This window comes from Pseudoalteromonas sp. H71 (genome assembly GCF_001468485.1).
GTDB lineage: Bacteria > Pseudomonadota > Gammaproteobacteria > Enterobacterales > Alteromonadaceae > Pseudoalteromonas.
The window spans coordinates 7,656-32,069 of the sequence record NZ_LODI01000023.1 but is presented as its reverse complement, the minus strand read 5'-3'; the positions used below and the strand labels follow the sequence as shown (position 1 = coordinate 32,069).

Sequence of the window (24,414 nt, the reverse complement as noted above, 5' to 3'; positions counted from 1 at the left end):
CGCGACTCTCTAGCAAAGTATTAATTAATCTTGGTACAAACCTTGATACCTAATTAATAACAAAACGACTTATAGGTACGGATTATGGCGAAATTTTTTGGAATTTATTGTGCATCTGGGCTAACTCAATAATCCATAATGCTGATAAAATGCAAGCCACTTTAAAGGCTAATATCGTGACTTCATTAAAAGAGTTTGGAGATATCCCTCTTGAAAAAGCTTACTATTTATTTTTGTTACTTAACGATCAGCATCACCATTTAGCCATCCCATTTGATAAAGTGGATGAATATCAAATGGATTTTTGCCTGCCCTTTTACTCTTGGAAAGTACTTCGTCATGTTTTGTCGCAGCCCACAGCGCAGGTAAGAAAACATCGCTTTTATCATGATTTTTTACGCTATGCATTCCCCGAAGCATTAGATTCGCCTTGGCAAGCATACCCAGGTCATGTTCCATGTTTATTACCAAAAGAAGGGATTGATCAATGGCAAATTAAACGGCCCAAGCAGTTTAAACCAGCTAAGGTGTGCCATATTTTCACTCAATTAATGAAATGCCAACATAAGCAGTTAGTTAAGCTTGTCTCGTTTAGTGCGGTTTCGTTACTGCATGCCTCTGGCATTAAAAGCTATAACGATAAGCTAAAGGTTATAGAAAATATGCTTAAGTGGTAACATTAAAGCACCTTGATGTAGGTTTCGGCTCAAGGTGTTTTGAATCAAACCGTTTTTATTTAGTCGGTGGGAACCATACGTTAACAATTTTGCCATTGCGCACTTCGTACACCGCAACGGCAAACAAATCATCTCTACCTTTACCAAGCCCAGTTAACCGCTCATAATCAACGACCACAGGACCATTCACAATTCGGTTTTCAAGAATCACTTTAAAAGATTTTGGCGCCGTTTTTAAAAACTGATACGCTTTTATCAAGCTTTCTTGGCCAATAATGTCAGGAGCGCCTTTTTGGCTATTTTTAATTTTTATGTCAGCCGAGTGACAGCTTGCAAATAGCGCTATATTTCGCGCGTTATAAGCCTCTAGTTGCGCTTGCACAACGTGTTCAGGGTCGCTACTTGCAGAGCACGCTAACGCATCACTCGCATAACAAAGGCTAAACAGCGTAAGCATTGATACAACTTTCATAACAATCAACATCCTTGAAAATAAACTGGGTAGTAAAAAAGCTAGTTGTGAAAATGACTACGAAAACTTAAAAAATACAACACTAGCAAGCAGCAAATATAACCTAAAGCAGATTGCAAAATAAAATTAAGTGAAATTACTTGAATACAAAAAAAGGAGAGCATACGCTCTCCTTTTTCAAACGGTCAAGGCCTATCAATTTCTAAAACGATGTACCTGTAACAACATAAGGTATCATGCCTGGAGAGTTTCTATTAAATTGTATATAACAACCATTGCCCGCATCTGAACATGCCTGACCTTGTATTCTAGAAACAGTGCTTCTACCGTCATAATCCGTAGTCTTTAGTTTGGCAATCAAATCTTTAATTTCTGAATGGACGTCCAATAAAACAGGATCTAAACGCTCAATGTCTTGACTTACCTTTAAACCGTCAATGTTTATATTTTGCTGTTCAATTATTGCAACTAATTTATCTAATTTTTCTTGCGCACCTTCATGACCACGAATAGCCAGCGTTTTATGCATTTTAGCTGACTGATACAAACTAGCTTCAGTGCCTATACCATGTTCATAAAAAACAGCTAACAACTCATAGGCAGGTAAGTAAGTTGACTCTTTTGCTTTTATTAGCAAGTCGAATGCTAATTTGTCTGAATTTTTATTATTTTCAGCAAACAATTGTTTTGCCTTATCTACCAAAGCTGGCGGAAAACCTCTATCAACAACTCGGTTTAATAACTCATCAGCTCTTGCTATATCTTTATCAAAGATATGCCCGGTTCTATACCAACGCGAAGCCTGATGTATAGCAAAAGGGTCTTTCCACTTAATAGCTCTTAACATAAACTTTCTTGCGTATGCATCGTCCTGGCTTACGCCTTCACCATTTGCATAAGCAATAGCAAGTAAGCTAGCAGCTTCGCTACTACCGTTAATGGCAAAATTTCTGAGCTTTTTGAAATCCGATGTACATTCAGCAGTTTCACACAAAGGAAGTGCATCTGCCCCTTGGTCTGTGTTTGCATAAGCAAAATTAGCTGATAAAGCCGACGCTATAATCAAAGGTAAAGCTTTAGATATTCTCATTGTTCTCTCCATGGTAATGATTTTGGTGTACCTGATTTAGATTACAACAGTTTGTTTAAAAATCAAGCTTATAATTACAAGAACATACTGACGTTGTTTATAACTTAAAACCATAATATATATCTAAGTTTCACCGCATAATTAGAGTTTGCAACTTTTAAATATTATTATCGGGTAATAATAATTTAATTTTTCCACTCATTTAAGCCGCCAAATATTATTAAAACACCTTTTTTGTGTAGGGGTAAATTAATTACATGACTAATCGCTTGTTAAATCTAAATACGGTTATCAAATAACTAAAAGATTAACGTTAGAAACCCAATTTTTTATTATGTTAAACAGCACAATATGTTAATTTATGTAATGTAGTTTTTCGGCAAAGAGTAATTAATGAGTAAACAAATTCGATGGACCTTAAAAAGTATTGCTAAAGAGCTAGGTGTGTCTAATGCAACGGTATCTAATGCATTTAATCGTCCAGATCAGCTTTCTGAAAAGCGCCGAGAAGCGATACTCAAAGCCTGCAAAGAGCTTGGTTACTTTGGTCCAAATAAAGCGGCGCAATCGTTAAGAAACGGTACCTTTAACATTGTCGCTTTAGTGTTACCCGACAGCGTGGAATACATGGTGTCGGACCCAGTCGCCAGCAGCTTTATGCGTGGCGTTACCTCAGTACTCGAAAAAAACAATATTAACGTTTTGTTGTTCTCTGGCAGTAATAATAACCTTAATAGTGTTGTTGATTTTGTAGATGGTTTTATTTGTTACGGTCGTCCTCGTAACCACGCATTAGTAGAACAACTTAAAACAACACCAAAACACGTCGTTACTGTAGATTTTGACATTAATCGCAATGCTTCAGTTAACATCAATAACGAACAAGCTAGCTACGAGATTGCCAAGCATGTTTTGCATGATATAAGCGATAAAGTCGCTATCTTAGGGCTGAGACTTCTCGATGAAAATGTATTATGCCGCGTTTATGAACATCACGAGTTTAAAACCGGAGAGTCAATTTCTCACCAGCGTTTACGTGGCTATCAGCGCGCATTAATTGAGGCAAATATTAATGTTGCTGACGATCGTATTTGGAACATACCTGAAAGCAGTGAACGGTTTGCTAATATAGCTGCAAAAGAAGTTTTATCAGCCTCACCTCGCCCTAACGTTATTATCTGTATGAGTGATTTAATTGCACTGGCCACAATGCGAGAAGCAATCAAGCAAGGTATAAAAATTGGTAAAGACTTGCGTATTGTAGGATTTGATGGGATTGATGAAGCAGCACGGTTTGTGCCTCGGTTAAGTACTATTCATCAAAACAGTGAAGAAAAAGGCGTAATTGCTGCAAACTTATTTATTTCTAAAGAAAACAAATTACAAGAAGTCAGCTACGAGCTCGACATTGGTGCCAGCAGCTAATAAAAAAGCCAAGCTATCTAGCTTGGCTTTTTGTTAAGCAAAACTCTATTCGTTACAATAAAGAATCTAAACTTATCGATGTTTCTTCTTCGCCATTTACTTGTGTTATGAGAGCGGTTCTTGCTTCAAAATCTACACTTAATGAAATTGATTGCTCACCAAGTTGCCACATTAAACAACACATACTGCCCTCACCTTGCGCTGAAAATTCGCCCGAAAACGCAGGGTGCTCGTTACGAAGTTTAATTAGTTCAATTAAACCTTTTACCACGGGCTTATCAAGTGATTGACTTATTTTATCTGCATTTAAATATGGGCGATTAATATCGCGGCCAACGTTTGTTTTTGCTAAAAGTTCCATATCGTTTTCGCATGCAAATAGGCCTCCGTAATACACTTGTGGAACACCTGGTGCAAAAAACTGAATGGCACGAGACAATAAATAATCAAAATCTTTGGCGCCTAACGCATTATAATAAGTACAGTTAACTTGATATAAGTCAACATTACTTGCAGCAGCTCCTGTTGCTTGTCGACTTTCATTATTGCTGTTTGCATGCATAGTTTCTACAAGGTTATCAATTTGCTCAGCGTTTAATAAACCCGGTTTATCGCCCATTGGACCTGCATCAATAATACCAATACCGTCATGTGTATCGAGAACAGTTAAACAGTTACGTGGTGATATTTTTAGCCACTTCAAAAGTGCATCAACGTCATTGTTAAATAAGCTATGTAAAATAAGCGGCGGCAGTGCAAAGTCGTAAACCATGTTTACGCGCTTAGCCACCTCAACCTGAGTTTGATAATGGCTGTGTATTTCAGCAATTGTTTCCATACCTAATTCATTTGCTTGCTTAGATAAGTTATCTAAGTAACCAAACGTTTCATCTAGCATAAAACAGTTAGTACCCGCTTGCTTAATAGCGTAACCCGCTGCATCTAAGCGAATAATATTTACATTGTTAGCCGAGAACTTGGTAAGTACGTTATTTAAATACGCAACGCCTGCCTCTACCTTTACATTAATATCAATTTGATTATCGGTAAACGTAGTCCAAAAATCGTACGTTTCGCCATCACCACATTTCATTGGTGTAAAACAACTACCAGGGCGAGGACGATAAATTGCTTTTTGATCTGCGTCGCTCATGCCATTTGGAAATACGTCTTCTTTGGTTAAAAACAAATCCCAAAACTCAGAGGCTTTACCTTTTGCAAGCACATCCTGAAACTGAAAAGACTGCGCCGATACATGGTTAACAATTAAGTCAGCCATTAAATCATGATTATTACCTAGCGCTTTAATATCTTCCCAAGAACCTATTCTTGAATCTACTTCGCTATGGTCGATAGGGTCAAAGCCAGCATCACTGCCGTCAATTGGATTATAAAATGGCAACAAATGCACACCGCCAAATACGCCTTTTAAAAAACCGTTTAAAAGTGTAGTGAGTGCATTAATGTCTTGACCAGTGATTCGATCAGCATATGTGATCAATTGAACTTTGTTTTGCATCATTGAGTGATTACCATGTTGAAACTTAATCGATTAAGATATATCTTTAACTAGAGAGTAAGAATTTACAAGTAATTTTTAAAAATTTTACATACAACTATCGTTGCATGAATAATACTTCACTAAGTAACTAACTGACTTAACGCATATTAGCCTGCATTTAACGAGGATTAAATAAAATGACAAAATCACACACACAAGCAAGCAGCGATCCGTTGCGACAAATACGCTGGCTCACATACATGATGTTTTTTATGTTTGCCATGACCTCTGATGCGGTCGGCATGATCATCCCTGAGCTCATAAAAGACTTTGGTTTAAGTATGACCCAAGCCAGTGCCTTTCATTATGCGCCAATGGCTTTAATTGCTTTTAGTGGACTATTTTTAGGATTTTTAGCCGACAGCCTAGGCCGAAAGCAAACCATTATGCTGGGCTTACTCATTTTTTCTGCGAGTTGTTTTTTATTTTCAGTGAGTTCTAGTTTTAATTTTTTCTTGGTACTCCTTTGCTGTATTGGTTTGGCAATCGGCTTATTTAAAACAGGTGCATTAGCATTATTGGGTGATATTTCACACAGTAACGAAGAACACACCAAAACAATGAACAAGGTAGAAGGCTTTTTTGGAATAGGTGCTATTGTTGGTCCTGCACTGGTAGGTATTTTACTCGTTCAAAATGTAAGCTGGACATACCTTTACATTATTGCCGGTGTTATGTGTTTGATCCTTGCTCTTCTAGCATGGCGAGCAGATTATCCGCCAGTTGTAAAAACAACCGAAAAACCCGCTTCACTTGCCACTACCATGAAAATGATTAAAAACCCTTACGCACTCGGCTTTTCAATGGCCATCGCATTATATGTAGCTACCGAAGTGGCTATTTATGTATGGATGCCAACACTACTACAAGACTACACAGGTTCATGGCCATTACTTGCAACATACGCACTAACCATATTCTTTATACTCCGCGCAGCGGGTCGTTTTATAGCGGTATGGTTACTAAATCGCTTTAGTTGGCAAAGCGTAATGACCTACCTGAGCCTTGGCATAGCACTGTGCTATGTAGGCACATTAATCGGCGGTGTAGATTGGGCTGTAGGATTGCTTCCACTTTCTGGTTTATTTATGTCAATGGTTTACCCCACTTTAAATTCTAAAGGCATTTCCTGTTTCCCTGTTCAACAACATGGTGCCGTAGCTGGCGTTATATTATTTTTCACCGCATTGTCAGCAGCATTAGCACCGCTTTTAATGGGTATGATCAGTGATTACTTTGGTCACGTACGTTATGGCTTTTATTTAGCAACCGGTTTTGCTGTTATTTTATTTTTGGCTATGCTTTTTAATTATTTACGCGACCCATCAGCATCAGCTTTAGAACAAAATAACGTAGTTACTAATTAATTTGATAATTATTTAACAAAAAAATTACCCTAAAAATCAATGGGTGAGTAAAAAAAGAGCAAATTAACAATAAAATAATTTGCATCTTGTAAAAATTTTGTTATTTTTACTTAATCGATTAAGTAAAAATAAATAACCACTTAGGTTCAACATAACGAGGCGTTCACATGACAACACACAACACTCCTTTATATTTAATCAGTGCATTAGCACTTGCAGTAAGCCAAGGCATTAATGCTCAAGAAGCAGAAACAACTCAGCCAGAAGCATCACAAAACAAAGGACTTGAAACAATCGTTGTAACCGGTGTTCCACGCCGTACAACTATTATGGCTTCAAGCGTATCAGTAAGCAGTGTTTCGCTTGAACAAGTTCAAGTTTCAACACCTCGCTCTACCGCTGAAGCATTTAGAATCATTCCGGGTATCCGTTCAGAATCTACTGGCGGTGAAGGTAACGCAAACATTGCAGTTCGTGGTCTACCGGTTGCATCAGGTGGCGCTAAATTTCTACAGTTACAAGAAGACGGTTTACCTGTACTGCAATACGGTGACATCGCTTTTGGTAATGCTGATATTTTTATGCGCCTCGACAATACGGTACAAACGGTTGAGTCAATTCGTGGTGGTTCAGCGTCTACAGCAGCAAGTAATGCACCGGGCGGTATCATCAACTTTATCTCTAAAAACGGCGAAAACGAATCGGGCAGCGTTGCAACCACTGTTGGCCTAGATTTCGATAGTGTCCGTACTGATTTTGAATACGGTACTTATTTAACTGACAGCGTTCGCTTTCATGTAGGTGGTTTTGTACGCCAAGGTGAAGGCCCACGTGAAACAGGTTACACGTCAAATAAAGGTGGTCAAATAAAAGCTAATTTGACTAAAGATTTCGAGAACGGCTATGTGCGCCTTTACTACAAACACTTAGACGACAAAAGCGTTGGCTACCTTCCAATGCCAATGTACTCAAATGGTGATTCAGTTCCAGGGTTTGACTCTCAGTCAGATACACCGCATTCAGCCTTATTTACTAAAACAGTTCGCTTAAATGGTCAAAATCAAATTAGCAATGGTGACATTCGCGATGGCATGAACCCAAATGTTGATTCTATTGGCTTTGAAGCTGTATTTGACCTAGACAACGACTGGCGTATTGAAAACCGTTTCCGTAAGTCATCAGTTAGCGGAAACTTTAATTCTATTATCCCTGCTGAAGTAGGTGATGCATCAGCAATGGCAGCAAGCATTGGTGGAGCAGGCGCAACACTTAGTAACGCAAATACAGGTGACGCATTCAATGGCGATTTAGCAATGCGCATCCATACGTTTGACGTAACAATGAATGACTTTGACTCTATTGTTAACGACTTTAAACTAACAAAATCGTTTGACGATGACACAAGCCTTACGTTTGGTTACTACGCATCAACACAAAACATAGCTATGTCGTGGTTATGGAACTCTTACGTTATGGAGCTTAAAGGTGACAATGCCGCACTGTTAAACGTAACCGCAGCCGACGGCACTGAGTTTTCTGAAAACGGTTTATACGCTTACGGCACGCCATTTTGGGGCAACTGTTGTCAACGCGATTACGACACTGAATACGACACACGTGCACCTTATGTTGCTTTCTCAACTAAACTTGGTGACTTGAGTATTGATGCAAGTGCGCGTTATGACAGCGGTGAAGCACGCGGTAATTACGCAGGAGCAGTAACCTCTACTGTAGACATGAACCGTGATGGTGTTATTTCAGTACCCGAGCAAAGCGTTGTAGGTATTGATCATGCGAATGCAAGCCCAGTAAATTACGACTGGAGCTATTCGTCTTACTCAATTGGTGCTAACTACCAAATAGACCCTAGCCTTGCAACATTTGCACGTATCAGTAAAGGCGGACGTGCAAACGCTGATCGTCTTTTATTTGGTAAAGTACGCTCAGATGGCTCAGTAGCTGATGAAGATGCAGTTGATGAAGTAAATCAGTTTGAGTTTGGTGTTAAAAAGCGTTTTGACTCGCTATCGGTATTTGCAACAGCGTTCTACGCAGAAACTGAAGAACAAAACTTTGAAGCAACATCACAAACGTTTTTTGACCGTGAATACGAAGCCAAAGGTATTGAGCTTGAATCAACATACTTCATGGATGCATGGGATTTTCGTGGTAACTTAACGTGGACTGATGCCGAAATAGCTAAAGATGCCCTAACACCTGACGTTGTAGGGAATACGCCACGCCGTCAAGCTGATTTAATTTACTCACTAATGGCTCGTTACAGCTATGAAAAAGGTGCAGCAGGTTTAAGCTTTATTGGTACAACTGATGCCTACGCGCAAGATAACAATGACCTTAAATTTGATGGTTACACGCAGGTAAATGGCTTTGTAAGCTACGACCTGTCTGAAAACCTTAGCCTTGCGCTTAATGTAAATAACCTATTTGACACAGTCGGTATTACAGAAGCAGAGGAAGGTTCAGTACCAGCAAACGGGATTATTCGCGCACGTACAATTAATGGCCGTACTACATCATTAACGCTTAAATACGCGTTTAACTAACCGAGTCTGAGTGTGTTAAGCGCTGAAATGCAGTTTTATTTCAGCGCTTTATTCCTCGCTTAGCTCAAACTTTATTACTCTCCCGTAAATTTAACCTAGCCTGGCTAGGTTTTTTAGGATTTATAACATGACCAAATTACTTAGCCTTGGCGAGCTGCTTATTGATATGTTGCCACAAGACTCACACAACACAGCTTATTTACCTATTCCTGGTGGCGCACCTGCAAACGTAGCAGTAGGTTATGCAAAGTTGGGCGGAAACGCAGCTTTTTGTGGTGGTATGGGTGATGATTACTTTGCAAAACAACTTACTAACGCAGTAAAGCACTATAATGTCAGCACAGAGTATTTATTTACTATAAAAAATGCGCAAACAGCGATGGTTATTGTCAGCCTAGATGAAACAGGCGAGCGTAGCTTTAATTTTTACCGCAATAACACCGCCGATCTACTGCTTACCCATGAACATTTACAAAAAATTCAGTGGGATGAAATAAGTACCCTGCATTTTTGCTCAAATACGCTTACAAGTATTGCCATTGCAAACACAACAATAAGCGCTCTAAAACAAGCAAAAAGTCATAATAAACTTGTTAGCTTCGACGTAAATTTACGATACAGCCTTTGGCATAACATTCGTGATATTGAACCTAATGTACGTGCCTGCTATGCCCATTGCGACGTTATTAAATTATCTCGTGATGAGTTAAATTTTTTAGCAGAACAATCCAATCAGTCAGGTGATGAATATTTACAATCGCTTATAGAGCTGGGTGTTAGTTTAGTTTTCTTAACCGATGGACCTGAGCCTGCCACCGTTTACCATAAAACGTTTACCGTAAGTGAAGCCGCTCCAATTATTAACGCAGTAGATACAACCAGTGCCGGAGACGCGTTTATTGCAGGTGTTTTATATCACTTAAATCACTACCACGAGACGCTATTACCAAGCGACAAACTCAACAACGAACAAATAATTAGAGACGCATTAAGTTTTGGCCTTCGCTGTGGCTCAAAAGCTTGTTTATCAAAGGGTGCTTTTCCTGCATTGCCCGTTTTAGACGATGTACTTTGAGCTAATACACTCAGAAGTAGTTTAAAAGTTAGTCTAAAAAAGCCCCTGTAGGTAAATACCTACAGGGGCTTTTTTACAATTACTAATTTAAGCGCTTATAAAGCAAGCTCTTCTTTAGCACGTGTTAAGTTGTGCGATACCATATCATTGTTAGATAGTTGTTTTGCTTCGTATAAATCAGCAAGGCCAGCCGTTTCGTTTTTAGCTTTTAAGCGAGCTATACCACGGTTACTTAGCGCGAATGATGTAAGCTCACGAACTTTAAATTTAGGGGCATCTGCATCTTGTAAAAGTGCAATTGCTTTAGTACAAATTTCATCAGCTTCAGCGTAATTTTTTGACTTAACATTAAGTGCGCAGCTATTAAAAGATTGCTCAAGTGGCTGCGGCGCGGTTTGCGCTTCAATAACCATTAATTTGTAATCACTTTGATCAGCCATAGCAGCAGCTGAACATGTTAATAGTGAGCCAAGAGCGATAGTTTTGATAAGTGTTTTCATGGTCATAATCCTGTTTAGTTAAGTCGTGCTTGTTGCCGACAACTGAACTTTAGAGGATCCCTGTAAAACCGACAAACGATAAAAACAAAACTAATACGTGAAGAAATCTAACTTATAGACTTTAGTCTAATAACGCTGCCCTAAGCCTAAAATCATACAACCTATTTAAAACTATTGTTCAAGCCATTCAATAGCGGCAGTGGCATTTTCAAAGTAAACCATTTCACCACAAATAATACGGTTACCAATTTTTGCAACAGTCGCTTGCCATTTTTTATTACCGTAAATTGCCACTTTATTTAGCGCCGAATTGTGCTTTATACCCAAGTGAAAATCGTCAAACACAGCTTTTAACCCTACGCCTTGTATATCAATACCGTCTATTAATACATTAATAATAGGCTTGTTTACCTTTCGAAGCGCTGTATCAATCTCAGAGGTAATTGACTCGTAATCGTCGTATTTTAAGTTGCCAACGGCTTTTAAAGTTAAGAAAAATTCGCGTCCTGCGCCTTCTATATCAAGTGTTAAACTAGGAGTTAAATTTGCCATGGTATTTGCTCATTTTTATATTAAGTTTTGAGCATAAAACACCTTATATTAATCAATCATGAAGCAAATCAACAAAACAGCAGTTATCCTGAGCCTTGGTTAGTTAAGCTTGCTGCACTCGCGCAATTTGGTTTTCTACATCGGTTAAATGCCCTTCTTTAACCCATAACTTCGCACCCAGTTTGCCTGCTTTAGCCATAAGCTTAGTGCTCACTGGTGTGCGCAACCAGCTATGTTTTTCAAGCAAGTCTGTCCCTTCTGTCACGGTGCCTTCAATAACTAACATTTCAGCCCCACACTCTGCATCTAGAACAAACTGCGCATTAGGCGCTAAATGAATTAAGCTAACCTCCTCAAACTCATCTTTGTATAAAGGTGTTATTGTGATCCCAGGTTGTGTCGCGAGCGCAACGCTGCCCATAAAATCAGTCTGCAACCGAACATGCGTTCTATCTTGTGGCTGAAACTGCCAAAGCTTTACAAAAATAATACACCCCTTCTCAGATCCCGGTTTGTGCCTTGATTGCGGTGGATTTCTGATGTACGAACCGGCAGGAAAATCACCATGTTCATCCTGAAAAACACCTTCTAATACAACAAACTCCTCCCCGCCGGTATGAATATGTGGCGAAAACTCACTACCAGGTGCATAACGCACAATACTGGTTGCGCGCGCAACCTCGTCACCTATACGATCAAGTGGTCGCCTATCAACCCCAACCATAGGCGACTTTACCCACGGCAATGTATTACTGTGCACCACCACACGCTGGCTGAAATCGGCTGCTATTTTCATACTTGCTCCTTACATTGATGTTTTGCTAATTAAACTCAATATACCGAGTTTAATTGGCCTATTGAACACACTTTCACTTACAAGCCAGCTACGCTCGGCCGTGCTGCAACTGCTTTTTGCCACGCAAGTAAATGGGTTAAATTACTCGGTAATGCAATGTTGGCGAACCCAGCAAACACTAATCCAGCATAAAGGGTTATGTCGGCAATACTAAAACTGTCACCTGCAACAAACGTTGTTTGCGCAAGTATATCGTTAAAATAGTTTAGGCTACTACGCGCCTTTTCACCTTGCTTTTCGCCCCATTCAACATTTTGATATGTCTCAAGTTCTGGGCCTAAACCATCAGTAGCATGATGAAAATACGTTGCAACGGCATCAAGTACCATAGACTCAGCACGTTTTTGCATCATATTTATTACTGCGCGCTCTTTTGCCGAAATGCCCATCAATGATGGTCCTGTAAAAGCAGTATCAATATATTCAGTAATTGCCGTGCATTCAGATATAAATGTTCCGTCATCAAGCTCTAATACTGGTACACCTGCTAATGGATTTTTGGCTAAAAAAGCCTCTGTTCGGTGTTCACCATTCAGTAAATCTACTGAAATAAATTCAACATCAGCTGTCGCATTTTTCTCTGCCAGTGCAATACGAACGCGAAGCGGATTTGGGAAGTTCTCTACATCATAAATTTTCATTGTGGGACCTTTTCTAATTAACCTATCTACTGATAGGTATTTATATTCCTTAAACTAAAGTAAGTCAAACTTTAAAACAGCCATGTAGGCCAAAAATTTTTAAACGATTGAAAATTCATATTTTTATTTATAAAAACATTAAGGCTTGATAATAACTATCTACTGGTCGATAATTTTAGTATCAAGAATAGGATAACGAAACATGAGCAAAAAAGAGGCCCTACTCAAAGCGGCAGAAAATAAAGTACGCCTAGGCGGATACAGCAATTTTAGCTTTAGAGAGCTTGCTAACGAAGTGGGTATAAAAAGCGCAAGTGTACATTACCACTTCCCTACCAAAGCTGATTTGGGCGCAGAACTTGCGCATCAATATACCGATGCGTTTCTGCTTTCATTAGGGGAACCCGCTGAGTTAAAAGCCCAAGGTAAAGATCCCATCGATTTTTACACATCGTTATTTAGGGGCGCGCTAGTAACCGATAAAAAAATGTGTTTATGTGGTTTACTTGGTGCCGAAAGCGACACCCTACCAGAAAAAGTACGTATAGAAGTAAAACGCTTTTTTACTAAAAATTTAACATGGCTAAGCGCTGCGCATTCAGTTAATGGTGACGAAAACCCACAAAAAGCCGCTATTCAAACAGTAAGTATGCTTGAAGGGGCAATGATGATAAGTAAAACTCTCGACGATCATAGCTACTTTGATTTAGCAACGCGAGACAGTAATTAACCACACGATTAAACGCATAAAAAAAGCGAGCTTATATAGCTCGCTTTTTAGTCTTACACGGAAATTATTTAAACTGCTGGGCTCGGTTTGTGCTTAGCATGCACTATAGCAAGTATAATTAGGCCAACGACCGCTACAACTGCCCCAATAGGTTTACCTAAATCGCTTGATAAATTAAAACCAATTGCAGCTGTTGTGATATACGACAAGGTAACAGCCGTTGCAATTACCGCAGGAACACTGGCAATCCAATGAAATGTACCACGGTCAAACAAATACTTGGTCGCTAACCACAATACGCTAGTAGACAGCAGCATGTTTGAAAACGCAAAGTAACGCCAAATTAATGAGAAATCTAACTTCGTCATAAAATAAGCGATAGTCAAAATAGGGAGCGCGAGTAATAAACGATTGCGTATACTTTGCGGAATATTAAAGGCATCAACCACGGTTAAGCGCAATGAACGAAACGCGGTATCACCTGAAGTAATTGGGAAAACAGCAACCGCAATAATTGCCATAATACCGCCAAATACTCCTAGGTAACTGTTTGCAATATGGTTTACAACTAAGCCTGGACCACCTTGGTCAAGCATTGCTTTTAAACCAGCATAACCTTCAGGGAACGCCGCAATACCAGCCAGCGCCCAAACACAACCAACAATACCTTCACACATCATGGCACCATAATACACCGGGCGCACATATTTTTCGTTTGTTAAACAACGAGCAATAATAGGAGCTTGCGTTGAATGGAAACCACTAATTGCACCACAGGTAATAGTTATAAATAACAAAGGCCAAGTTGGTAAGCCGTCGGGGTTTGGGGCTAAAAAGTCATGCGCGTGGTCGGCTTCAAAATACGCCAAGAAATCGCCAGCAACCGGTAAATGTGGCGCGTTAATGAGTAACGACACGGCAACAGCTACAGTCATTACAATCATTAACAAACCAAAAATGGGGTAAAAACGTGTAATTATTTTATCAATTGGTAACAACGTTGCTAAAAAGTAATACGCTAATATAGCTAAAACCCAAAAAGTATTGTTGGCTAAAAATGTACCTTCAAATAGGTTTAGGTTACTTAATAGACCTGCTGGGCTCATAATAAATACAACGCCAACGAAGAACAATAGCATAGCGGTAAATATAAGCATAAAGCCTTTAAATACAACGTTGTAATAATGACCAGCTATTTCAGGTAAACTTTTACCGTCTTCTTTTATACTCATTACACCTGAAAAAAAGTCATGTACGGCACCACCTAAAACATTACCTAGCACAATCCATACAAGCGCTATGGGTCCGTACAATGCTCCTAATATTGGACCAAATATAGGGCCTACACCGGCTATATTTAAAAATTGAATTAAAAAGGCACGCACAGGGTGAATAGCCACGTAATCAACACCTTCGCTAAAGCGCTTTTGTGGTGTGTCAACCGTTGAATCCATGCCTGCTTGTTTTTCTACAAATGGGCTATAAAACTTATACCCCAAAATTAATATGGTGAGGCAAATAAAAAAGATAATCATAAAGCACGTTTCTCTTTTGTATGTGTATTTAGGAGCGCAGTGTGAATCGCTCCGCATTATGTTGACCTAATAACCTTGGAACAGTATCAAAGCTGTTTGTGACAAACAATTAGACGTTTAGCTAATGCCATAGTCGTAATCGCTCATGATTTGTTCAATTTATAAAGTAATTTAAAAGCTCGTTTTTAAACCTCTCGAATGCAGCTATTTAAACGTTCACAATGTGTGTTTACCACACAATTTTTCGGCAAAAAAAAGCGGCTAAGCATATTGCTTGAGCCGCTTTCAACACACAATTATTTTTAAAGAGGACGCATAAATTCGTTAATTTGTTGATGAGTCAATGTAGGTGTAGCACCTGCACTTTCTGCAACCATAGCCCCTACCGCACAGGCAAAATCAACCGCATGCTGAGCACAATCGCTGCTACATAACTGATATATCAATGAACCTAAGAATGAATCCCCAGCGCCCACTGTGTCTACAACACTAATTAAATAGCCTGAGTTATAGTAATTCTCGCCTTTAATAGTGAGTAGCGCACCGTGGCTGCCTTTGGTTACACAAAGGTATTCGGTGTTAGTTTGCTCTGCAATAAACGCTAAGTTTTGCTCAAGTGAATGAAACTTACAGCCCATTGCTTTGGCAATCTCATAAAGCTCTTCATCGTTTAATTTTATGAAGTCGGCTTTATTCATTAAATCTACTAGCGTGTTTAATGTGTAATGTGGTGCCCGTAAATTTACATCAAACACTTTAAAGTTAGCCACATCAACCAACTGGTTTAACGTAGCAAGAGAGGCTTCACTGCGGCCAATTAGGCTACCAAATACAAATACATCACTGGCTTGTACTTTTTCAATGAGTGAGTCAGTAAGCTCAATGTTATCCCACGCAGTGTCGGCTTCTATTTCGTAGCTGGCTGAACCGCTTTTATCGAGAGTAACTTGTACGGTGCTGGTTTTTTTGTCTTTATTAACGGCAATATAATCGCAACTAACGCCTTTGCTTTTAATTTTGCTTAAAAGCTCAGTACCTAATTCATCGTTACCTACTGCGCTTATCATATCGGCTTTAATACCTAATGAATTAATGCGCACACACATGTTTAATGGTGCACCACCTAAGCGTTTACCTGTTGCAAAACAATCCCATAGCACTTCGCCAAAACAACTTACGCTTACGTCTTTACCTTGTTTAGAATCAATTAAAATGCTCATTATTAGTTACCTTTAGGCTCAAGCACGTTTTTCATAATTGCTTTAATTTTACTTGCAGGTGCGTATAACGCGTCTACATTGTTTTTGTAGTGAGACGTAAATGCGCTTTGCGTATTTAAATCGCCAAATAAGCTTGTTAGCGATAAAAACGCCAGCGAATCAGTAGCCGTTTTAGCCGCGGCTTCATGTAACTCGCTTTGCATTGAATCAATTACTTCAAGGCTATTGCCTTGCTCATCTGTTTCTTTGTCGCTGTAAAAACACCATGCAGCAATAACCAATGTAGCAAGTGATACATCACGCCCTTGTGCCAGGTTTTCGTTAATAGTGGCAATTAAAAACTTAGGTAGCTTAGCTGCACTTTCTGAACAAATACGCGATAAGCTGTCTTTAATGTTAGGGTTTGCAAAACGCTCAATTAGCGTGTCTTTGTACACTTCAATATCAATGCCTTCTAGTTGCTCTAGGTTAGGCGTTACTTCTTTATCCATAAACGCACGTAGGTACTTTGCAAATAAAGGATCGGATACTGTTTCGTCAATTGTGCCATAGCCATGTACAGAACCCAGTAAACCCAGTACCGAATGGCCTGCATTCAATAAACGAATTTTCATGGTTTCAAAAGGGGTTACATCTTTTACAAATTGAGCACCGGCGTTATTCCAATTTGGGCGCCCGTCACAAAATGAATCTTCAATTACCCACTGCGAAAACGACTCACAGGTAATTGGCCAAGCATCACTTACACCATATGTATCTGACACGTAGTCAATATCACTTTGTTTAGAAACAGGTGTAATGCGGTCTACCATTGCATTGGGAAACGAAACGTTTTCTTCAATCCATTCGCTTAATTCTGCATCTTGCTCTGCTGTAAAAGCAAGTAACATTTTGCGCGTTACATTGCCATTGTGTTGAATGTTATCGCATGACTGTACAGTAAATGCTTTTAAACCCTGCTCTTTACGTAGCTTTAACGCAGCGGCTACATATCCAAATGCGGTAATAGGATCGTTCGGATTATTAATGTCGTTAATTATATCCGGGTTTTCATAATCAAACTCACCCGTTACTGGGTTAAAGTTGTAACCGCCTTCAGTAATGGTTAGCGACACAATTTTAGTATCGGGATGCGCCAATTTTTTTATAACTGCTTGTTTATTTTCTGGTGCGAACAAAAAGTCAATCATAGAGCCAATAACGGTATTGTCTATTTTCCCATTAGGGTGTCTTACCGTTAACGTATACAGGTAGTCTTGCTGCTTTAATACATCGCGAAGTCCACGGTTTGCTTCAAGTAGGCCAACACCGCAAATACCCCATTGCTCTGAACCTGGTGTTTTTAATAACTCATTAATATACATAGCTTGGTGAGCACGGTGAAAACCGCCAACACCAATATGAACTATGCCTGCTTTTACGTTACTACGGTCGTAATTGGGTGCATCTACATGGCTTGGCATGTATGCCAAACTTTGTTGGTTTAGCCCTTTAACAAGAGCGTCAGTGTGATGTTGTGTCATGGTGCGGCCTTACTAAAACAAAATTAAAAAACAGGTAAATTACAATGCAGCATTAAGCGCTTTGTGGCGCTTTAACGACCAGTAGGCTGTAACAAAATAAATAACCGTACAAATAAAACACGCTATCTCAAACTGTGATTTATTTGCGCCGTATGTGCTCATGGTATCGCTAAAAAACATGACTTGGCTGGCAAATATACAAATAATGACAAGTGAAATAGTAGAAACCGTATTAAGTATTTTGGTAAAAAATGAGCTATCGATTACAGGCTTTGGAATATCTTTCGCCTGTGCCGCTTGGTACGCTTTTATGTCACTTTGCTCTTGCTCTTCAGCGGCAATGTGTTGTTTGTAATCTTCGCCAGCACCGTATTTTTTGGCTAACAGCGTGTAAATTACAATGGTGAAAAACCAAGTAGGTATAAACAAATAATAAAACGACATTACATCAATCGCATTTAAGCCAAAACCGAACACCAAGGCTAATGCCCAAGACGCTATAGCCGGTACGCTGCGTGTAATATTTTTATACTTAGCCCAATAACGGGTTAAACCAATTTTTGGAAACAATACATGCTCAGCAAATACAATTGCCCCGACAGGCACAACTAACAAACCGGCATAAGTAAGCAGTGGCAACATTTGAGAAAATACGAACGGAAAGCATGCAATTATCACTGTGACAACTCCAACAATAGCGGTTGTGCGTTCACGAGAATGATTTACAAAAATAGATTGTGCAGCCAATCCTGCACGATAAAGATTGGCGTTAGCTGTAGTCCAACCGGCAATAATTACAATAACAAAACCAGTCCAGCCTAATGCGTGGTAGGCCACATCACCCGGATCAAGTGATGAAATAGTGGTTTTAAGGAGTACAGCAACACCTGCGCCCATAATGCCGGCCGAGATCCACGCCAAGTAATGACCAAAAAACATGCCTACGCCCGAGAACAAACCATAGCTTTTACGCTTAGCAAACCTAAAAATAGCCATATCTATTAAACCAAAGTGAGTAATAGAGTTTGCAGCCCACGCAAAACCAATAACTTCAAGTAAACCTATTCCTGGTTCTCCTTCGGCATTCGTGCCCGTCCATATAGAAGAGTCGCCAATGGTCATAAAGTCACTAAAGCTTGTTAATGAGGTTGACCCAATTACATGATTTGAAAGTTCAGGAAAAAGTGCAAACGAACCCGCTATAAAAATAACAAATAGCCAAGGCGCACAAATTTTAGAAAAGTCGGCAACAGTAGAAAACCCATACATAGCCACAAACACAACAATAGAGCCAACGGCTAAAACAATACCCACAAACGCTAAACTATTTGGGTACCAATCTAACTGTGCTGGAATATCAAATAAAAACCGCACCGCCGTAGACGATACAGTAATCATTGCGGCCGATATAACGCTAAAAATAATGACGTTAGCCCAGTTGTAAAGCTTAGTCATTGAATTACCGGCAATCTTATTTAGATAATTATATAAACTTAAGCGCGTTTCTACTGCAATAGGTGCGGTAATTAGCCACCAAGAACACATAGCTAATAAATTACCAATTAATAAACCTAATAAAATGTCGATAGTAGATGCGCCAAGTGCAACAAACGTTGCTCCAATAACAAACTCTGTGGCTGCAACATGTTCGCCTGCATATAAGCCAGCAAAGTGCTTCCAACCATGAAGCTTATTATTAGCAACCGGAAGTTGCTCCTCGTTTACATCTTTAAATGTGTGTGTGTGTGGACTCGTTGCCATGGTACTTCCTATTTATAAACACAGTAAAACTTGCCAAATACGGTGTATTTGGTCGAGTGAGCAGCTAAGCACTCACACTGTTATTTTTTACAACTCAATTCGTGTCAGTGTGGGACAAATTGGCGCTGTTTTTCTATACTTTTAGTGTTGGATACATTTCATAAAACATGTGCCAATGTGTTAGGTGATCAACATGTGGGTATGCCTTATGCACAAAATTAATTGCACCTTGCATATGCCCCCCACCGCTGTAATGCAGTACTTGCATATTTGCAGCGATCGCAGCACTCACACCGGCTTTTGAATCTTCTATTACCAAACAATTAACTGGGTTAACGCCCATTTTTTTAGCGGCGTGTAAAAATAAATCCGGCGCAGGTTTTCCATTTTTTACTTCACTCGAAGTAAACACCTCGTCAAAATAATGGCTCAACTTAACAACATTTAACGCTTTCTCTGTTCTTGCTGGGCTGCTACTTGTTGCAATACACTTAGGCATAGCTAAGTTAGCTAACACCTCTTTAATGCCATTTGTGGGCATTAGGGCTGTTTCAAACTCATGTAAAAGTGCATTTCTATAATCAGCTTCAAATCGCTCAGGCAATTCAACATTAAATGCATCAGCTATCTTTTGAGTAACTGCTTTAAAGTTGCATCCTAAAAAATGTTCTTGTACATAAGCACGGTCAATAAACACAGCTTTATCAACAAGCATATCGATGAGCACTTGCGCACTTAAAACTTCACTGTCAATTACAACGCCATCACAGTCAAAAATAACCAGTTCAATTTTAGGGTTCATTTTTCTACCTTATTGCATTTAGTTTTATGCAAACACAAAACTGAGCATAAGCCCAGCAAGTGAGCATATTCTCTTTATTATTATAATATGTCAACACGTTGTGAACTTAAAAGCTCGCTACATAGCTTAAATAATCAACACCTCAATAAAAAAGCTGTTGATTTTTATTAGTTTTAATTTTAACTGTTACGACTAAAATCGCATGCCGTATTCATAGCAAGTGTATTTACTGCATACGCCAATCTACTTTTATGATTAATACAATCTAAACAATCAATTTTACCGAAGTTAATTTTACCCATACACTCGTTAACAGTTAAACAGCCAGCAACACTGCCGGCACATTTAAATAACGAGGTCGACAATGAAAACACAAATAAACACAACAAAAACTAAATTAACCTTAAGCGCATTAGCACTCGCTATGGCATTACCTGCAAGCGCTGCCACGACACTTACTAAAGATAACGGCGCAGCTGTTGGCGATAACCAAAACTCAATTACTGCTGGTGAGCGTGGCAGTGTATTACTCGAAGACGTGCACCTAATTCAAAAATTACAACGCTTTGCACGTGAGCGTATTCCTGAGCGTGTTGTACATGCCCGTGGTACAGGCGCACATGGCGTTTTTGTTGCTTCTAAAGAACTAGACGACTTAACTATTGCAGCGCCATTTACTGAGGCAGGTAAAGAAACAGAGGTATTTGTTCGCTTTTCATCTGTGATCCACTCAAAAGGCAGCCCAGAAACACTCCGTGACCCACGTGGTTTTGCAACTAAGTTTTATACAGACCAAGGAAACTGGGATTTAGTGGGTAATAACCTGCCAGTATTTTTTATTCGTGATGCAATTAAATTTCCAGATATGGTTCACTCGTTAAAACCATCGCCGGTTGATAACATTCAAGATCCTAATCGTTTATTTGAATTTTTCTCGTACGAACCAGGCTCTACTCACATGTTAACGTGGGTATACAGCGACTACGGCACACCAGCAAGCCTACGTAAAATGGACGGCTGGGGTGTGCATGCTTATAAAATGATTAATAAATCAGGTGATGTAAAATACGTTAAGTTTCATTGGGTAAGCCAACAAGGAATCGACAACCTTGATGCAAAAGAAGTAACCGAAGTACAAGGTAAAGACTTTCAACACCTAACACGCGACCTTTATGCAGAGATAAATAAAGGCAACTTCCCTAAGTGGGATCTGTACATTAAAACGCTTGACCCATCGCAACTAGGTGACTTTGACTACAACCCACTGGATGCAACAAAAATGTGGTTAGACGTTAAAGAAACTAAAGTAGGCACAATGACTCTAAACCGTATGCCAACTAACTTTTTCCAATCTACAGAACAAGTTGCAATGGCGCCGGCAAATGTAATTCCAGGTATTGAGCCATCTGAAGACAGACTATTACAAGGGCGAGTGTTTTCATACTCTGACACACAAATGTACCGCCTAGGTGCTAATCACCAGCAATTGCCAATTAACCGTGCAAAAGTTGATGTAGTTAACTACAACCAAGACGGCGCAATGAACTACGGCAATACAACAAGTAACGTGAACTACCAACCAAGTCACGAAAACGTAGTAGAAAACCCAATTGCACGCAGAAGTAACACCGAGCTTAAAGGCTTTGTACAACAAGCCGCTATTAAAAAGCAGCACAACTTTGCACAAGCGGGTGTGTTGTACCGCGGCTTTAGCAAACAAGAACGCACTAACTTAGTCAATAACTTAGCTGGCGACTTAGGCAAAGTGCAAAACAGCAGTGTTAAACACAAAATGCTAAGCCACTTTTACAAAGCCGATAGCGAGTACGGCACACGTTTAACTAAAGCCGTAAATGGCGATATTAAAATGGTTAAACAATTAGCCGCTAAACTTTAATAATTTTCCCAACCCAGAGGAAGGACTTCTCCTTCCTCTTTTTCAAAGGTAACTAATTATGCGTAAACTCATATTCATAACAGTCATATTACTGGGCATAAGCACACACTTGCAGGCACAAAATGCCCCTACTTCAACGGCTCAAAACCAAGACTCAGCACAAACCCAATACAACAGCTTATTTGCTTACTATTTTGCCGCAGCACGCACAAACGACACACAAGTAATAGAACAATTTGTTGATGCCGGTATACCAATTGATAGCTACAACAATAAAGGTTACACCGCACTTATGATTGCCACCTACCATGGTAATAAAAACACCGTAAATACGTTACTGCAATTAGGCGCTAATGCCTGCCTTGAAGACAACCGCGGTAACACAGCGCTAATGGCCGCAATATTTAGAGGCGAATTTAGCATAGCTAAAACACTCGTTAGCCTTGATTGCGATAACGCGCATCAAAACAAAGCCGGTCAAACAGCCGAGCAATTTGCACAAACATTTGGCCAACAAAAAGTACTCGACTTGTTAGCGCAGGTAAATAATGAAAAGAAATAACAAGGGGCTGTTGATCTTTGTGAATTAACACGATTATAAACTGGCCGTTATTTGATCAGGGCGCGAGAATTGTAATCCAGTGGACTTAGTAAAGTTCAAAATAAATTAGTAAACGTCATTAGCCGAAGCATTAGCTAATGTGTGTATTTAAGTGTTGAAGCCACTTTAGTAATTGACCTTTCGGTCAGTAAAGCTACAATCAATCAACACGTTAAACTCGCATAATAAATAATGACCACACAAACAAAACCAAATAAAAAAGAAGTCACTCGGGAAAAAAACCAACTGCTTATTTTAAATGCTGCCGAGCAATTGTTTTCTCTTAATGGGTATGACGGTGCAAGCATGAGTATGGTTGCAAAAGAAGCGAACGTGCCTAAAGCTAACATACTGTATTATTTCAAAAGCAAGGACGGCCTTTACGAAGCCGTGATAGACCGCATAATAGCAAACTGGAACTTAGGCCTTGATAACGTCACCGCTGAAGACGATCCTGCTGCAGTGCTTTATAACTACATAAAAAGTAAAGTGATACTTGCTGTAAACCAACCTCTACAATCTCGTTTATTTGCCAATGAAATTTTACGGGGCGCACCGTATTTACAAAACTACTTTAGAACAAATACCCGCCCTTGGGTTAAACAAAAAATTGATGTGTTTCAGTCCTGGATGGACGCAAAAAAAATAGACCAAGTAGACCCCCATCACCTTTTATTTACTATTTGGTCAACAACACAATACTACGCTGACTTTCAGGCAGAAGTACTTTTGGTAATGAATAAACTTGAATATGACAAAACCGACGTGGCACAAATAACACAATCAATTGCCCACATAATTTTAAAAGGTATTGGCTTAAAAATACCCGTTCAAAATGAGAGCTAACACATGGAAAACTTTACAACCCCCGACCTATTCGACGATCACCGCAACTCGGTTCAAGTAGCAGATAGTGGCTTGCATCACTTTGGTAACAAAACCACCTTTAGTGGCCAAGCAGTGACCGTTACCTGCCCAGAAGACAATTCGTTTGCCGCCGATATTTTACATAAAGATGGCAAAGGTAAAGTGTTAGTAATTGATGGATTTGCTAGCAAACGCTTTGCTTTTATTGGCGACATTATGGCCGAACGCGCGCTACAAAATGGCTGGGAAGGTGTTGTAATAAATGGTTGTTGCCGCGATATAGAAATACTTGCAACAATGGATTTACCGGTCATGGCCCTTGGTTCAACCCCTCGCAGCACACTTAAGCGCGGTTTTGGCGATCAAGACCAAGTTATTAATATGCTAGGCACCGCAATAGCGCCAAACGATTGGTTGTACGCCGACGTTAATGGCCTAATAATTAGTAAAACCCCCCTTATTTAATAAGTTCATGTAAAAAACAAACCAACTTGGTGCAGCATTGCACCAAACTGGTTTGTTTTACGCTTAAAAACACCCATTCTTAAACGTTAAAATTACAAATACCCCTCTGCAACGCCCAGAAACCTGACCAATCGGACAAGAATAAAGTTTTGGCATCTGTTTTGCTTATACTAAGTTTGCTAAAACCAAAGTCACCAATTAAAAGTGCATTAATGCCGTGTAAATAAAAATAA

General features: G+C 39.5%; 22 protein-coding genes. 10 read left to right on the top strand and 12 right to left on the bottom strand.

Annotation, left to right across the window (positions count from 1 at the left end):
• Positions 1–176 precede the first annotated feature (176 nt).
• Positions 177–677 (top strand): hypothetical protein, encoded by a 501-nt coding sequence (locus ATS71_RS11220; RefSeq protein ID WP_235591472.1) that lies wholly within the window; start codon positions 177–179, stop codon positions 675–677.
• Positions 678–732: 55 nt separating this feature from the next.
• On the opposite strand, the gene ATS71_RS11215 is transcribed toward ATS71_RS11220, so the two are convergent.
• Both ATS71_RS11215 and ATS71_RS11210 read right to left on the bottom strand, forming a co-directional pair.
• Positions 733–1,149 (bottom strand): nuclear transport factor 2 family protein, encoded by a 417-nt coding sequence (locus ATS71_RS11215; RefSeq protein ID WP_235591471.1) that lies wholly within the window; start codon positions 1,147–1,149, stop codon positions 733–735.
• 202 nt (positions 1,150–1,351) lie between these two features.
• The gene (locus tag ATS71_RS11210) at positions 1,352–2,239 is read right to left on the bottom strand and encodes a tetratricopeptide repeat protein (RefSeq protein ID WP_058404901.1); all 888 of its coding nucleotides are present in this window, start codon (positions 2,237–2,239) and stop codon (positions 1,352–1,354) included.
• Positions 2,240–2,632: 393 nt separating this feature from the next.
• On the opposite strand from ATS71_RS11210, the gene ATS71_RS11205 reads away from it, so the two are divergent.
• Positions 2,633–3,664: a LacI family DNA-binding transcriptional regulator gene (locus ATS71_RS11205; protein ID WP_058404900.1), complete on the top strand. Its 1,032-nt coding sequence runs from the start codon at positions 2,633–2,635 to the stop codon at positions 3,662–3,664.
• A gap of 52 nt (positions 3,665–3,716) precedes the next feature.
• On the opposite strand, the gene gtfA is transcribed toward ATS71_RS11205, so the two are convergent.
• Positions 3,717–5,186 (bottom strand): sucrose phosphorylase, encoded by a 1,470-nt coding sequence (gtfA, locus tag ATS71_RS11200; protein ID WP_082653620.1) that lies wholly within the window; start codon positions 5,184–5,186, stop codon positions 3,717–3,719.
• A gap of 176 nt (positions 5,187–5,362) precedes the next feature.
• On the opposite strand from gtfA, the gene ATS71_RS11195 reads away from it, so the two are divergent.
• The 3 genes from ATS71_RS11195 (at position 5,363) to ATS71_RS11185 (ending at position 10,231) form a co-directional block, all read left to right on the top strand.
• Positions 5,363–6,592, top strand: a complete 1,230-nt coding sequence (locus tag ATS71_RS11195) for an MFS transporter (protein ID WP_058404899.1) — start codon at positions 5,363–5,365, stop codon at positions 6,590–6,592.
• A gap of 167 nt (positions 6,593–6,759) precedes the next feature.
• Positions 6,760–9,156, top strand: coding sequence for a TonB-dependent siderophore receptor (locus ATS71_RS11190; RefSeq protein ID WP_058404898.1), 2,397 nt, complete (start codon positions 6,760–6,762; stop codon positions 9,154–9,156).
• Between the two features lie 127 nt (positions 9,157–9,283).
• Positions 9,284–10,231: a carbohydrate kinase family protein gene (locus ATS71_RS11185; RefSeq protein WP_058404897.1), complete on the top strand. Its 948-nt coding sequence runs from the start codon at positions 9,284–9,286 to the stop codon at positions 10,229–10,231.
• A gap of 95 nt (positions 10,232–10,326) precedes the next feature.
• Here ATS71_RS11185 and ATS71_RS11180 read toward each other — a convergent pair whose 3' ends face one another.
• The 4 genes from ATS71_RS11180 to ATS71_RS11165 all read right to left on the bottom strand — a co-directional run bounded on the left by ATS71_RS11180 (position 10,327) and on the right by ATS71_RS11165 (position 12,780).
• A complete protein-coding gene (locus ATS71_RS11180) occupies positions 10,327–10,731 on the bottom strand; it encodes a hypothetical protein (protein WP_058404896.1) in 405 nt (134 codons plus the stop codon).
• A 171-nt stretch (positions 10,732–10,902) separates the two neighbouring features.
• Positions 10,903–11,283 carry an STAS/SEC14 domain-containing protein gene (locus ATS71_RS11175; protein WP_058404895.1) on the bottom strand — a complete coding sequence of 127 codons (381 nt, stop codon included), beginning with the start codon at positions 11,281–11,283 and terminating at the stop codon, positions 10,903–10,905.
• Positions 11,284–11,386: 103 nt separating this feature from the next.
• Positions 11,387–12,079: a cupin domain-containing protein gene (locus ATS71_RS11170; RefSeq protein WP_058404894.1), complete on the bottom strand. Its 693-nt coding sequence runs from the start codon at positions 12,077–12,079 to the stop codon at positions 11,387–11,389.
• Between the two features lie 77 nt (positions 12,080–12,156).
• Complete coding sequence (locus tag ATS71_RS11165) at positions 12,157–12,780, bottom strand: glutathione S-transferase family protein (RefSeq protein WP_058404893.1); 624 nt, start codon at positions 12,778–12,780, stop codon at positions 12,157–12,159.
• A gap of 202 nt (positions 12,781–12,982) precedes the next feature.
• Here ATS71_RS11165 and ATS71_RS11160 point away from each other — a divergent pair, with 202 nt between their 5' ends.
• Positions 12,983–13,510 (top strand): TetR/AcrR family transcriptional regulator, encoded by a 528-nt coding sequence (locus tag ATS71_RS11160; RefSeq protein WP_058404892.1) that lies wholly within the window; start codon positions 12,983–12,985, stop codon positions 13,508–13,510.
• Between the two features lie 68 nt (positions 13,511–13,578).
• Here ATS71_RS11160 and ATS71_RS11155 read toward each other — a convergent pair whose 3' ends face one another.
• The 5 genes from ATS71_RS11155 to ATS71_RS11135 all read right to left on the bottom strand — a co-directional run bounded on the left by ATS71_RS11155 (position 13,579) and on the right by ATS71_RS11135 (position 20,351).
• Positions 13,579–15,045: a carbon starvation CstA family protein gene (locus ATS71_RS11155; protein WP_058404907.1), complete on the bottom strand. Its 1,467-nt coding sequence runs from the start codon at positions 15,043–15,045 to the stop codon at positions 13,579–13,581.
• A 302-nt stretch (positions 15,046–15,347) separates the two neighbouring features.
• A complete protein-coding gene (locus ATS71_RS11150; protein ID WP_058404891.1) occupies positions 15,348–16,265 on the bottom strand; it encodes a carbohydrate kinase family protein in 918 nt (305 codons plus the stop codon).
• A gap of 2 nt (positions 16,266–16,267) precedes the next feature.
• Positions 16,268–17,788 carry a mannitol dehydrogenase family protein gene (locus tag ATS71_RS11145; protein WP_058404890.1) on the bottom strand — a complete coding sequence of 507 codons (1,521 nt, stop codon included), beginning with the start codon at positions 17,786–17,788 and terminating at the stop codon, positions 16,268–16,270.
• Positions 17,789–17,827: 39 nt separating this feature from the next.
• Positions 17,828–19,549 (bottom strand): purine-cytosine permease family protein, encoded by a 1,722-nt coding sequence (locus ATS71_RS11140; RefSeq protein ID WP_058404889.1) that lies wholly within the window; start codon positions 19,547–19,549, stop codon positions 17,828–17,830.
• Between the two features lie 133 nt (positions 19,550–19,682).
• Positions 19,683–20,351, bottom strand: coding sequence for an HAD family hydrolase (locus tag ATS71_RS11135; protein WP_058404888.1), 669 nt, complete (start codon positions 20,349–20,351; stop codon positions 19,683–19,685).
• Between the two features lie 364 nt (positions 20,352–20,715).
• Here ATS71_RS11135 and ATS71_RS11125 point away from each other — a divergent pair, with 364 nt between their 5' ends.
• The 4 genes from ATS71_RS11125 (at position 20,716) to ATS71_RS11110 (ending at position 24,181) form a co-directional block, all read left to right on the top strand.
• A complete protein-coding gene (locus ATS71_RS11125) occupies positions 20,716–22,248 on the top strand; it encodes a catalase (protein ID WP_058404886.1) in 1,533 nt (510 codons plus the stop codon).
• Between the two features lie 58 nt (positions 22,249–22,306).
• Positions 22,307–22,810 (top strand): ankyrin repeat domain-containing protein, encoded by a 504-nt coding sequence (locus ATS71_RS11120; protein WP_058404885.1) that lies wholly within the window; start codon positions 22,307–22,309, stop codon positions 22,808–22,810.
• Positions 22,811–23,041: 231 nt separating this feature from the next.
• Positions 23,042–23,695 carry a TetR/AcrR family transcriptional regulator gene (locus tag ATS71_RS11115; RefSeq protein WP_058404884.1) on the top strand — a complete coding sequence of 218 codons (654 nt, stop codon included), beginning with the start codon at positions 23,042–23,044 and terminating at the stop codon, positions 23,693–23,695.
• Between the two features lie 3 nt (positions 23,696–23,698).
• Complete coding sequence (locus ATS71_RS11110; RefSeq protein ID WP_058404883.1) at positions 23,699–24,181, top strand: putative 4-hydroxy-4-methyl-2-oxoglutarate aldolase; 483 nt, start codon at positions 23,699–23,701, stop codon at positions 24,179–24,181.
• Positions 24,182–24,414: the final 233 nt, after the last annotated feature.